The organism is Siccirubricoccus sp. G192, from assembly GCF_019084075.1.
Lineage (GTDB): Bacteria > Pseudomonadota > Alphaproteobacteria > Acetobacterales > Acetobacteraceae > G192.
Genome location: NZ_JAHREN010000001.1, coordinates 4246159 through 4257790 on the forward strand (window position 1 = coordinate 4246159; position 11632 = coordinate 4257790).

The following is an 11632-nucleotide window of genomic DNA, read 5'->3' on the forward strand; positions in this document are numbered from 1 at the left end:
GCCATGAGCAGGAGCGAGGGGATTTCCGGGGCGCCGCCGGGCACCATCTGGAAATTCTGGAAGGCCGCCTGCAAGGCCCGGCCCGGCTCGGGCGGGGCCTTCCGCATCTGGGCGCGGGCCAGGGCCAGCCAGTGCTCGGGGCGCTCCTCGCCGCCGGCGATGCGCTCCTCCCATGCCTGGGCGGCGGCGGCCCAATGTGCCGGCCCGCTCCGCCGCCACCGCCCGCGCCTCCGCCTGGCTCCGCTGCTGCGCGGTGGCGCCGGCCGGGAAGCGGCGGGCGAGGCTGCGCTGATAGCCCTCGGCATCGCGCGACAGCCCGGGCAATTCGAAGCCCTGCGCCAGGACGGGAGGCGCGGCGAGCAGCAGGCCGAGCAGGAGCAGCAGCAGGCGCATGGCGAAGGCATCCCCCCCAAGGGCGGCAAGCGTGGCGGCAAGCGTAATGGCGGCAGCATGCCACAGCCGAGCCGGGCCGCGCAGCGCCCCTGCTTCGGCATGTGGCAAGGCTGGCCGGGCCGGCGCCCGGCAGCCCATGGCATGGGGGGTTGCTATTTTCGTTCCACACGGGATCATTTGTGGGACGGGACCAGGGAGGCGTTATTGTAACCCTGCGTGACCGGACCTCGCCCGGGCGGGACGGCAGGGCCATATGCGGTCCGAGGGACGAATCCGATGAAGCGACGCCTGTTCTCACGATTGCTGCTGGCCCTGGCGGCCCTGCTGCCGGGCGCGGGCGCGCTTGCCCAGCAGGGCGGCGGCGCCGTGCCGGTGACCACCGATCAGGTCCAGGTCGGTTCGGTCCCGATCGAGATCCTGGCCAATGGCATCGTCGCCTCCGAATCCGTGGTGACGGTCCGCACCCGCGTGGATGGGCAGATCACCCAGGTGCATGTCACCGAGGGCCAGATGGTGAAGCGCGGCCAGCCGCTCTTCACCCTCGATGCCAGGCTGAACCAGGCCATCCTGGCGCAGCAGGAGGCGCAATTGGCGCGCGACCGCGCCCTCTCCGCCCGCACCCAGGCCGACCAGGCCCGCTACCAGTCCCTGCGGGGCGAGAGCTTCGCCTCGCAGCAGCGCTTCGAGCAGGCCCAGGCCGATGCCCTGGCCGCCGCCGCGAATGCCCGCGCGACCGAGGCGCTGATCGTCCAGACCCGGCTCACCATCGATTCGCCACCATCACCGCCGAGATCGACGGGCGGCTGGGCGCCATCCCGATACGGGTCGGCAATTTCGTGCGCCAGGCGGAGAATACCGCCATCACCACCCTGACGCAGATGGACCCGGTCCTGGTGCAATTCGCGGTGCCGGAACGCTGGCTGCCCGAGATCCGCGCCGCGATGGCGGAGGGCACGCCGAGGGTGCGGGCCAAGCCGGAACAGGATGCGGCGCCGCATGTCGAGGGCCACCTGGTCTTCATCGACAGCGCGGTGGACACCACGACCGGCACCATCCTGCTGAAGGCCCGCTTCGCCAATTCGGAATCCCGCCTCTGGCCCGGCCAATACGTGCAGGTGGTGCTGGTACCGCGCGAGCAGGAGAATGCCATCACCGTGGCCGCGCCGGCGGTGCAGACCGGCCAGGGCGGCCGCTTCGTCTTCGTGCTGGCCCCCGACAACACCGCCCGGCGGCGCCCGGTGGACCTGGTGCGGATGGTCGGCGGCCGGGCCGTGGTGCGCGGCGAGCTGGCCGCGGGGGAGCGGGTGATCGTGGATGGCGCGCAGCGCGTCACCGAAGGCACCCGGGCGGTGGAGCGGAACCAGCCGCCGGGGACGCCGCAGCGCGTCTCCAGCGTGCGATAGGCGATTCGGGGACCGGGCGGGATGACGCTTTCAGAACTCTGCATCCGCCGTCCGGTGATGACCGGGCTGCTCGCCATCGCCGCCATCATTGCCGGCGTCATCGCCTATACGCGGCTGCCGGTGGCGGCCGTGCCGCGGGTGGACTTCCCGGTCATCACCGTCTTCGCCAATTTCGCCGGCGCCAGCCCGGAGACCATGGCCACCAGCGTGGCGCTGCCGCTGGAACGTGAGTTCAGCACCATCGCCGGCCTCGAATCGATGTCCTCGATCAATGGCCAGGACACCACCCAGATCACCCTCCAATTCGTGCTGGGCCGCAGCATCGACGCGGCGGCGCAGGACGTGCAGGCGGCGATGACGCGGGCGCAGCGGCGCCTGCCCATCGACATGACCATCCCGCCCTCCTACCGCAAGGTGAACCCGGCGGATGCGCCGGTGATCCTGCTGGCGCTCTCGGGCGGCGACACCCCGCTCTACCGGTTGAACGACATCGCCAGCACCATCATCGCTCCGGCGCTATCCCGCGTGCCGGGCGTGGCGCAGGTGGTGACCTATGGCGAGCAGCTCTATTCCGTGCGCATCCGGCTCGACCCCGACCGCATCGCCGCCATGGGGCTGGCCTTCGATACGGTGCAGCAATCCATCGCCCAGGCCAATTCCAACACCCCGGTCGGGCTGCTGGAGGGCCAGCGGCAGCAATTGACGCTGCGCGCCAATGACCAGCCGCAGGATGCCGAGGCTTTCGGCAACCTCGTGGTGGCCGGCCGCGCCCAGTCCCCGGTGCGGCTGAACGAGATCGCCCAGGTGGTGGACGGCATCCAGAATGAGCGCCGGGCCTCCTGGCGCAATGGCCAGCGCGCCCTGATCCTGGCGGTGCAGCGCCAGCCGGATGCGAATACCGTGGAGGTGGTGGATGGCGTCAAGGCCAGCCTGCCCGAGCTTCAGGCCTCGCTGCCGCCGGGCGCCGAGATCAATGTCATGCTCGACCGCAGCCACTCGATCCGGGCGGCGGTGCATGACGTGCAGGAAAGCCTGCTGATCGCCATCGCCCTGGTGGTGCTGGTCTGCTTCCTGTTCCTGCGCCGCCTCTCGGCCACCCTGATCCCGACCGTGGCGGTGCCGATCAGCCTCTGCGTCGCCTTCGGGCTGATGTACTGGCTCGGCTACGGCATCGACAACGTGACCCTGCTCGGCCTCACCATCGCCGTCGGGCTGGTGGTGGACGATGCGATCGTGATGCTGGAGGCCATCGTCCGCCACATCGAGGAGGGGATGGCGCCGATGCAGGCGGCCATCCGCGGCGCCCGCGAGATCGGCTTCACCATCATCTCCATCACCCTGTCGCTGATCGCCGTGTTCCTGCCCATCCTGCTGATGGGCGGCGTGGTGGGCCGGGTCTTCAACGCCTTCGCCGCCACCGTCTCGCTCGCCGTGCTCGCCTCCTGCCTGGTCTCGCTCACCCTGACCCCGCTGATGGCCAGCCGGCTGCGCGCTGTGCACAGGCCCTCCCTGCTCGACCGGGTGCTGGAGCGGGGGTTCCTGGGGATCGAGCACGTCTATGCCTGGCTGCTGGACCGGGCGCTCAGGATGCGGCTGCTGGTCTGGGTGGTGTTCCTCGCCTCCGTCGGTGCCGCCGGCTGGATGGCCGTGGTCATCCCCAAGGGCTTCTTCCCGGTGGAGGATACCGGGCTGCTGGTGGTCAATACCGAGGGCCCGCGCGGCGCCTCCATGGCCGCCATGGCGGAGATGCAGAACCATTTGGCCGAGACGCTGCGCCGCTCGCCGGCCGTCACGAATGTGGTGTCCAATCTCGGCACGGTGGGGGGCAGCATCTCCATCAACCAGGGCCGGATGTTTGTGGAGCTGAAACCGCGCGGGGAGCGGCCTCCGGTGGAGGCGGTGATCCAGGACCTGCGGGGCAAGGCGAACGCCTTCCCCGGATTGCGGGTCTTCCTGCAGCCGATCCAGAACATCAATTTCGGCGCCCGCCAGACCCGCACCCAGTATCTCTATACCCTGCAGGGCCTCCGGCTTGAGGAACTGTATGACTGGGCGCCGCGGCTGGAGGAGCGGCTGGAGGCCCTGCCGCAGCTCCAGGACGTGAACACCGACCTCCAGCTCGATGCGCCTGTCGTGCAGGTGAATGTCGACCGCGACCGTGCCACCGCCTTCGGCGTCACGGTCGATCAGGTGCGGCAGGCACTGTTCTCCGCCTTCGGCTCGCGGCAGATCTCCACCATCTATGGCCAAGCCAATGCCTATCCGGTGATCCTGGAAGCCTTGCCGGAGGACCAGCGGGACGAGACGGGGCTGGCCAAGCTCTATCTCCGCTCCTCCAGCGGGCGGCTGGTGCCGCTCTCGGCGGTGGCGACCATCGAGCGGCGCTCCGGGCCGCTGAACGTCTCGCATCAGGGCCAGCTTCCGGCGGTGGTGATCGGCTTCAACACGCCGCCCGGCGTGGCGCTGGGGGACGCCGTCACGGCGATCCGCGCGGTGGAGCGCGAGATGGGCATGCCGCCCACCATCGTCACCGGCTTCAGCGGCGCGGCGCAGGTGTTCCAGCAGGCGCTTGCCGGCCAAGGCATGCTGGTGCTGGCGGCGGTGCTCATCATGTATGTGGTGCTGGGCGTGCTCTATGAGAGCCTGATCCACCCGCTGACCATCCTCTCCGGCCTGCCGGCCGCGGCGCTCGGCGCCTTCGCCACGCTTTGGCTGTTCGGCCTCGATCTCTCCGTCATCGCGGTGATCGGCGTGCTGCTGCTGATCGGGCTGGTGAAGAAGAACGCCATCATGATCGTGGACGTGGCGCTGCAACGGCAACGCGCCGGCGCCGCGCCCTTCAGCGCGGTGCGCGAGGCCTGCCTGCTGCGCTTCCGGCCGATCCTGATGACCACCCTGGCGGCCGGCGCCGGCGCGGTGCCGATTGCGGCCGGCTGGGGCGCGGCGGCGGGATTGCGGCAGCCGCTCGGCCTTGCCGTGGTGGGCGGCCTGGCGGTGTCGCAGGTGCTGACCCTGTTCGTGACGCCGGTGCTCTATCTCGGCTTCGACAGCCTGGCGCGGCGCTTCACCACCCGGCGGCGGCAGGCGCCCGCGGCCGCGGCACCAGCGGAGTAGCACCATGAAGATCCCGCCCCTGCCCTTCACCGTCACCGACTGGACCGGCGTGGCGGAAACGCGCCATCCCGGCGAGACCGGCGAGGCGGTGTGGCAGACGCTCGAGATCGGCGATCTCCGGATAAGGCGGGTGGACTATTCCCCCCGGCTACCTGGCCGATCATTGGTGCGACCGCGGGCACGTGCTCTACGTGCTGGAGGGCGAGCTGGAAACCGAGTTGCGGGATGGCCGCCGCTTCACCCTGACGCCGGGGATGAGCTACCAGGTCTCCGATTTCGGCGATGCGCCGCACCGGTCCTCCACCCGCACCGGGGTGAAGCTGTTCATCGTGGATTAGAAAGCGGCGCAGACGCGCCGGGTGATGCGCCCGACCGAGATCTGGCGGAAGCGGCGCCGCCATTCCGCCGCGATCTCGTCCAGGCCGCGCAGCGTGGCGGGCTGGTCGGCGGCGCCGAGGAGGAGGATCTTGCTATCCTCCCGCACCAGCCGCCCCGTCTCCGGGTTGCGCCATTGGCCCTGGCCCTCCAGCACCGTGAAGCCCTCCGGGAAGCGCGGCGTGATGACGGAATCGGCGAAATCCTCCCATTCCCGCTGCGACACGGGCGGGCCGCCCTGAACCGCCCGGCCGAAGAACAGCGTGGCCAGCACGGCGGGCTGCCCGCCCAGCGCCGCACAATCCGGTGCAGCGGGCCCCGCGCAGCCGGCCAGCAGCAGCGCGAGGCCGCAGAGCCGGGCTGCCGTTCCCGTCAGGACGGCGGCCGGCGGGCCTGGTGGCCGCTCACCGCCTCCCCCGCATCCGGCGCCAGCCGCGCGAAGAAGGGAGCCGAGGCGATGACGACGCCGGCCGCCACCAGGAACCCCATCGCGAAATCCGCCACCGCGACCGCCGGCCGGCCGGCCAGCGCGGCGCTCGCCTCCAGCGTCGCGCTGGCCAGCACCACGCCGAGCGCCGGCGCGAGCTGCTGCAAGGTGCCGAAGAAGCTGGTGCCGGCGGAAAGCCGTGCCATCGGCAGGTCGGCGAAGGCCAGGGTGTTCAATGCGGTGAATTGCAGGCTGCGAAACAGCCCGCCGAGCGCCAGGGCCAGGAAGATCGCCGTCAGCGGCCAGGCCGGGGTGAAGGCGGCGCAGATCGCGATGCCCGCCGCCGAAAGCAGGGCCATGCCCACCAGCACCCGGCGGAAGCCGAAGCGGCGCAGGATCGGCTGGGCCAGCGGCTTCATCGCCAGGGCGCCAAGCGCCGTCGCGAAGGAGACCAGCCCCGCCTGGGAGGCGCTTTTCCCGAATCCCACCTGCAGCAGCATCGGCACCAGGAAGGGCGTGGCGCCGGCGCCGGTGCGGAACAGGCTGCCGGCCAGCGCCGCCATGTTGAAGCTCGGGATGCGGAGCAGGCTGAAATCCAGCGCCGGGCGCGGCACCCGCCGGCAATGCCGCACCGCCGCCCAGCCGAGGCCGAAGCCCAGCACCAGCCCCGCCACCGGCAGCCCGCGCGGCACGACGCCGCGCCCCACCGTCTCCAGCCCGAACATGAACAGTGCCAGGGCGAGGCCGAGCAGCAAAAGCCCCAGCCGGTCCGGCGGCCCGGGATCGGCGGGCGGCACACGCGGGATCTTCCAGGCCACCAGCGCCAGGCCGATGACGCCGATCGGCAGGTTGATGAGGAAGACGGAGCGCCAGCCGAAGGCATCGGTCAGGAAGCCGCCGAGCGGCGGCCCGCTGATCGGCCCGATCATGGCCGGCATGGTGAGCCAGGTCATGGCGCTCAGCATCTCGTCCTTGCGGATCTGCCGCAGCAGCAGCAGCCGCGCCACCGGCACCATCATGGCGCCGCCCATCCCCTGCAGCACCCGCGCGCCCACCAACTCGCCAAGGCCGGTGGAGCGGGCACAGAGCAGCGAGGCCAGGGTGAAGACCACGATCGCCGCCATGAAGACCCGCTTCGCCCCGAAGCGGTCCGCCACCCAGCCCGAGAAGGGGATGAAGACGGTGAGCGACACCAGGTAGGAGGTCACGGCCACCCCGAGCCGCGCCGGTTCCTCGCCGAGGTCGCGCGCCATGGCGGGCAGCGCGGTGGCGATGGCGGAACTGTCCAGGTTCTGCATGAACAGCGCGCTGGCGACGATGGCCGCGATCAGCCGCGGATCGGCCCTGGCCGGCGCAAGGGGGGGCCGGGGCGCCCCCGGGGGTGTCCTTCATGCCGGCAGGCTACGCTCCCGGAGGCACTGCGCCAATCAAGGCCGCAGCACCACCCGCCCGGTGGCCCGGCGCTCCCGCACCTCGGCCATCGCTTCCCGGAATTGCGCGAGCGGGAAGCCGGCATGCACCTCGGGCCGGAGCGCGCCGTCCTGCCACCAGCCCATCAACCGGTTCCACAGCGCCCGGGCGCGCGGCGCGTGCAATTGCCGGTTGTCGCCGGGCGACCAGCCGACATAGGTGCCCCAATTGAGGCCGGCCACGGCGATGTTCTTCAGCAGCAGCAGGTTCACCGGAAGCTGCGGGATGGCGCCCGCCGCGAAGCCCACCGTCACCAGCGTGCCGCCATCACCGAGGCAGCGCAGCCCCTCGTCGAAGGCGGCGCCGCCCAGCGTATCCAGCACCGCCGCCACGCCCTGGCCGCCGGTGATGTCGCGCACCGCGTCGCGGAAGGGCTGGGCGCTGTCCAGCACCGCATCGGCGCCGCGGGCCTCCGGCACGCCTCGCTTGGCGGCGCCGCAGCGGGCGATGACCCGGGCGCCGAGCGCCTTCGCCACCTCCAGCCCGGCAAGGCCGACCCCGGCCGCCGCGCCCTGCACCAGCACCCATTGTCCGGGCTCCAGCCGCGCCCGCCAGAGCAGCGCGGAGGCGGCGGTCGGGTAGCTGATGGGCATCGCCACGGCGGGTTCCAGCGGCAATCCTTCCGGCACCGGCACCACATGGATGGCATCCGCCACCGCCTCCTCCGCCAGGCCGCCCCAGTCCAGCACGGCGAAGACGCGGGTACCGGGGGGCAGCGGGTCCGGCACGTCCGGGGCGCTTTCCAGCACGCTGCCCACCACCTCGGTCCCCGGCACGAAGGGCAGCGGCGGCCGGCGCTGGTATTTGCCGGCCACCACGAGCTGGGTGGCGAAGCTGACGCCGGCCGCCGCCACCCGGATGCGCACGCCGCCGGGGCGGAGCGGCGGCGGCGGGATGTCCTTCAGCTCCAGCGCATCGATTCGCGCCAGGATTCGCAGACCAGGGCCTTCATGCCGCACCTCGTTCCGTCAGCGCCGCCAGCGGGTCAATCCGCCCGGATATTCGCGTCGCGCACCAGCTTGCCCCAGCGCTCGAATTCACGCCGGACGAAGCCGGCAAAATGCTCGGGGCTGTCGGCCACCGGCACGGCGCCCAGCGCTGCCATCCGCTCCTGCGCCTCGGGCGCCCGCAGGCCCGCCGCCACCGCTGCCTGCAACCGCGCCACGATATCGGCAGGGGTGCGGGCCGGCGCCCAGATGCCGTACCAGGTGCTGATCTCGTAGCCCGGCAGGCCGGCCTCGGCGATGGTCGGCAGATCCGGGAAGGCGGCCTGGCGCCCCTCGGTCGTCACCGCCAGCGGTCGCAGCCGGCCTTCGCGCACCGCGCCGGCGCTGCTCGGCATGGAATCGAACATCACCTGCACATTGCCGGCGATCAGGTCGGGCAGCGCCTGGCCACTGCCGCGATAGGGCACATGCATCATCTCCACCCCGGCCATCAGCTTGAACAACTCGCCGGCCAGATGCGGCGCCCCGCCATTGGAGGAAGAGGCGAAGGACAGCCGCCCGGGATTGGCCTTGGCATAGGCGATCAGCTCCGCCACCGAATGCACCGGCAGCGAGGGCGTCACCACCAGGATCAGCGGCACCGAGGCGATGTTGGTGACGGGCACGAAATCCGCCAGCGCGTCATAGGGCACCCGCAGCATATGCGGCAGGATCACATGCGCCGAGGCATTGACCAGGAAGACCGTACCATCCGGCGCCGCCCGCGCCACCTGCTCCGAACCGATGGAGCCGCTGGCGCCGGTGCGGTTCTCCACCACGACCGGCTGCGGCAGGTCCTGGGTGAGCCGCTGCGCCACGACGCGGCCCATGATGTCGGTGGGCCCGCCCGGCGGATAGGGCACCACGAAGCGCACCGGCCGGCTGGGCCATTCCGCCGTTTGCGCGGCCGCAGGGGTGAGCGGCGCGGCGGCAAGCCCCGCAAGCGCGAGGCGGCGCGTGATGCCCATTTCAGGTCGTCCCTTCCCTCAAGCCGCGTTCCAGGCAGGATAGGCCCTGACGGGAAAGCGGGGAAACGCCATGGCCGAAACTCTGAAACCCTACAAGGGCCTGTTTGTACTGGATGCCAGCCAGGGCATCGCCGGCCCCTATTGCGCCACCCTGCTGGCCGCCTGCGGCGCCGATGTGGTGAAGATCGAGCCGCCCGCCGGCGACTGGTCCCGCGGCCTCTCGACGCGGGAGGGCACGCAGAGCGTGATGCATGTAAGCTTCAACCGCGGCAAGCGCAGCGTGGTGCTCGACCTCCAGACCGAGGCCGGGCGTGCCGCCCTGGCGAAGCTGGCGGCCCGGGCGGATGTGATGCTGGAAGCCTTCCGGGCGGGGGTCGCCCGGCGGATCGGGCTGGTGCCGGAGGCGGGGAAGCCGGATGTGGTCTTCCTCTCCATCTCCGGCTTCGGCCAGCAGGGCCCCTATGCCGAGCGGCCCTGCACGGATAGCGTGGCCCAGGCCTTCACCGGGCTGGTTTCGCTGAATGCGGGGGTGGATGGCGTGCCGCACCGCACCGGGCAGATCATGGCGGTGGATGTCGCCACCGGGAATCTCCGCCTTCGCCGCGGTGCAGGCGGCCCTGGCGGAACAGACGCGGGACCGGGTATCCGGCGCGGCGCCGCGGCCGCGGGTGCTGGATGTCTCGCTGATGCAGTCGGCGGCGGCCTTCCTCGGCTTCAACATCGCCGACCAGGGGCTGCTCGGCCGCGCCGCGGAGCCGCCCAATGTCCCGGCCGGCACCTATCAGGGAAGCTGTGGCCATTGGGTGATGGTGGCGCTGCTGCGGGAGCCGGACTTCGTGCAAATGTGCGCCGTGCTGGAATTGCCCGATCTCTCGCGGGACCCGCGCTTCGCCACCTATGTCGATCGCGGCCGGAACCGGGAGGCGCTGCTGCCCATGCTGCGCGAAGCCTTCCTGCGGCGGCCGGTCGCCGAATGGGTGGAGCGTTTCCAGGCGGCGCGGATGCTCTGCGACAGGGTGAACACGCCGCTCGATTGGCTGGCGGACCCGCATGTGCAGGCGGTGGGGGCGGCGGTGCCGCTGGCGCAGCCCGGCCTCGGCACCCTGCCCTTCCCGGCCCTGCCCGGCCTCGGCCCCTGGAGCGTGCCGGCGCCGGCGCTCGGGGAGCATACGGCGGAGGTGCTGGCGGAACTCGGGCTGTGACCCCGGCACGCATCGCCGCGGCGGTGGCGGCGCAGCGCCCGCTGGTGCAGCGGCTGCTGGATGGCGTGGCTGAGATCGGTGCCGACCCGCCCGGCATCACCCGCGACGCCTTCGGCCCCGGCGAGAACCAGGCGCAGGCGCTGGTGGCGGAGGCGGCGCGGGGCCTCGGCCTGGTGCTGGCCAGCGATGCGGCGGCCAATCTGGCGATGACCTGGCCCGGCGCGGACCGGTCGGCGCCGCGGCTGATGATCGGGTCGCATCTCGACAGCGTCCTCCATGGCGGCAATTTCGATGGCGCCGCCGGGGTGCTGGCGGGGCTCGCCGCCATCGCCGCGCTGCGCGGGCTGGGGCTGCGGCCGCGGCAGGACATCACGCTCCTGGCCACCCGTTGCGAGGAGGCGGTGTGGTTCCAGCTTGGCCTGATCGGCAGCCGCGCGGCGCTCGGCCTGCTGCCGGTGGCGGCGCTGGGCCTGCCGCGCACGGGCACCGGCCGGAGCCTGGCCGACCACATCCGCGACTGCGGCGGCGAACCGGAGGCGCTGGCTGCCGGCACCCGGCTGATCGAGCCCGCCACGGTGCGCGCCTTCCTGGAGGTGCATATCGAGCAGGCGCCGCAACTGGTGGAGGCGGATGCGGCCATTGCCGTCTGCACCGGCATCCCCGGCAATATCCGCCACCCCCGCATCCGCATCACCGGCGAGGACGCGCATGTCGGCCTGCCGCGCCGCTTCCGCCGCGACGCCGCGCTGGCCGGCGCCGACCTTGCCCTGGCGCTGGAGGCGTTGTGGCGGGAGGAGGAGGTAGCCGGCCGCGCCATGGCCTGCACCATCGGCCGCTTCCACACGCTTGCGGACCGCCACGCCATGACCGTGGTGCCGGGCGGTTTCGAGATGAGCCTCGACCTCCGTGCCTATGAGGCCGGGCATCTGGCGGCGCTGGAGCAGCGGCTGCACGGCATCGTCGCGCGCATCGCCGCGGCGCGCGGCGTGACCATCGACCTCGGCGAGCGCAATGCCGGCGCGGTGGGCCAGATGGACCCGGGCATCCGGGCGGGGCTTGCGGATGCGGCGGCGCGGCTCGGCATCGCGCAGCACCCGTTGGGCAGCCCGGCCAGCCATGATGCCGCGGATTTCGCCGCCGCCGGCATCCCGACCGGGATGCTTCTCGTGCGGAACCGTAACGGCAGCCACAACCCGCATGAGGAAATGGAGACGGCGGACCTGATGGCGGCCATCGCCGTGCTGGCGGTTTGGCTGGCGGAGGCGGGCTGCGAGGCGGCATGATGCCGGCAGGG

General features: G+C 72.0%; 10 protein-coding genes and 2 pseudogenes. 8 read left to right on the forward strand and 4 right to left on the reverse strand.

The window, feature by feature from the left end; translation table 11 throughout:
- The first annotated feature begins 3 nt into the window (after nucleotides 1-3).
- From KSF81_RS20485 to KSF81_RS32350, 5 genes and pseudogenes are all read left to right on the forward strand, one after another.
- Complete coding sequence (locus KSF81_RS20485) at nucleotides 4-603, forward strand: hypothetical protein (RefSeq protein WP_217380530.1); 600 nt, start codon at nucleotides 4-6, stop codon at nucleotides 601-603.
- A gap of 66 nt (nucleotides 604-669) precedes the next feature.
- Nucleotides 670-1266 carry an efflux RND transporter periplasmic adaptor subunit gene (locus KSF81_RS30190; protein WP_254453655.1) on the forward strand — a complete coding sequence of 199 codons (597 nt, stop codon included), beginning with the start codon at nucleotides 670-672 and terminating at the stop codon, nucleotides 1264-1266.
- Nucleotides 1212-1796 carry an efflux RND transporter periplasmic adaptor subunit gene (locus tag KSF81_RS30195; RefSeq protein ID WP_309139739.1) on the forward strand — a complete coding sequence of 195 codons (585 nt, stop codon included), beginning with the start codon at nucleotides 1212-1214 and terminating at the stop codon, nucleotides 1794-1796. The genes KSF81_RS30190 and KSF81_RS30195 overlap by 55 nt, the downstream gene beginning before the upstream one ends.
- Before the next feature lie 21 nt (nucleotides 1797-1817).
- Complete coding sequence (locus KSF81_RS20495; protein ID WP_217380531.1) at nucleotides 1818-4910, forward strand: efflux RND transporter permease subunit; 3093 nt, start codon at nucleotides 1818-1820, stop codon at nucleotides 4908-4910.
- A 4-nt stretch (nucleotides 4911-4914) separates the two neighbouring features.
- Nucleotides 4915-5248: pseudogene (locus tag KSF81_RS32350) on the forward strand (DHCW motif cupin fold protein).
- On the opposite strand, the gene KSF81_RS20505 reads toward KSF81_RS32350, so the two are convergent.
- The 4 genes from KSF81_RS20505 to KSF81_RS20520 form a co-directional block, all read right to left on the reverse strand.
- Complete coding sequence (locus KSF81_RS20505) at nucleotides 5245-5559, reverse strand: DUF3574 domain-containing protein (RefSeq protein WP_217380532.1); 315 nt, start codon at nucleotides 5557-5559, stop codon at nucleotides 5245-5247. The pseudogene KSF81_RS32350 and the gene KSF81_RS20505 overlap by 4 nt on opposite strands.
- A gap of 98 nt (nucleotides 5560-5657) precedes the next feature.
- Complete coding sequence (locus tag KSF81_RS20510) at nucleotides 5658-7043, reverse strand: MFS transporter (RefSeq protein WP_256444358.1); 1386 nt, start codon at nucleotides 7041-7043, stop codon at nucleotides 5658-5660.
- Between the two features lie 96 nt (nucleotides 7044-7139).
- Complete coding sequence (locus tag KSF81_RS20515; RefSeq protein ID WP_217380534.1) at nucleotides 7140-8141, reverse strand: NADPH:quinone oxidoreductase family protein; 1002 nt, start codon at nucleotides 8139-8141, stop codon at nucleotides 7140-7142.
- 26 nt (nucleotides 8142-8167) lie between these two features.
- Nucleotides 8168-9136 (reverse strand): tripartite tricarboxylate transporter substrate binding protein, encoded by a 969-nt coding sequence (locus tag KSF81_RS20520; protein ID WP_254453656.1) that lies wholly within the window; start codon nucleotides 9134-9136, stop codon nucleotides 8168-8170.
- Between the two features lie 70 nt (nucleotides 9137-9206).
- Here KSF81_RS20520 and KSF81_RS32355 point away from each other — a divergent pair.
- The 3 genes and pseudogenes from KSF81_RS32355 to KSF81_RS30210 all read left to right on the forward strand — a co-directional run.
- Nucleotides 9207-9656 (forward strand): annotated as a pseudogene (locus KSF81_RS32355) (CoA transferase); the annotation flags it as partial.
- Nucleotides 9657-9708: 52 nt separating this feature from the next.
- Entirely contained in the window at nucleotides 9709-10338 is a 630-nt protein-coding gene (locus KSF81_RS30205) for a CoA transferase (protein WP_254453658.1), read from the forward strand.
- The gene (locus KSF81_RS30210; RefSeq protein ID WP_309139636.1) at nucleotides 10335-11621 is read left to right on the forward strand and encodes a hydantoinase/carbamoylase family amidase; all 1287 of its coding nucleotides are present in this window, start codon (nucleotides 10335-10337) and stop codon (nucleotides 11619-11621) included. Before KSF81_RS30205 ends, KSF81_RS30210 begins: the two co-directional genes overlap by 4 nt.
- The last annotated feature ends 11 nt before the right edge of the window (nucleotides 11622-11632 follow it).

Excerpts from the sequence above, each read along its gene's own strand:
- KSF81_RS20485 (WP_217380530.1), top strand. The coding sequence starts at position 4 with ATGAGCAGGAGCGAGGGGATTTCCGGGGCGCCGCCGGGCACCATCTGG.
- KSF81_RS30190 (WP_254453655.1), top strand. The coding sequence starts at position 670 with ATGAAGCGACGCCTGTTCTCACGATTGCTGCTGGCCCTGGCGGCCCTG.
- KSF81_RS20495 (WP_217380531.1), top strand. The coding sequence starts at position 1,818 with ATGACGCTTTCAGAACTCTGCATCCGCCGTCCGGTGATGACCGGGCTG.
- KSF81_RS20520 (WP_254453656.1), bottom strand. The coding sequence starts at position 9,136 with ATGGGCATCACGCGCCGCCTCGCGCTTGCGGGGCTTGCCGCCGCGCCG.
- KSF81_RS30205 (WP_254453658.1), top strand. The coding sequence starts at position 9,709 with ATGTCGCCACCGGGAATCTCCGCCTTCGCCGCGGTGCAGGCGGCCCTG.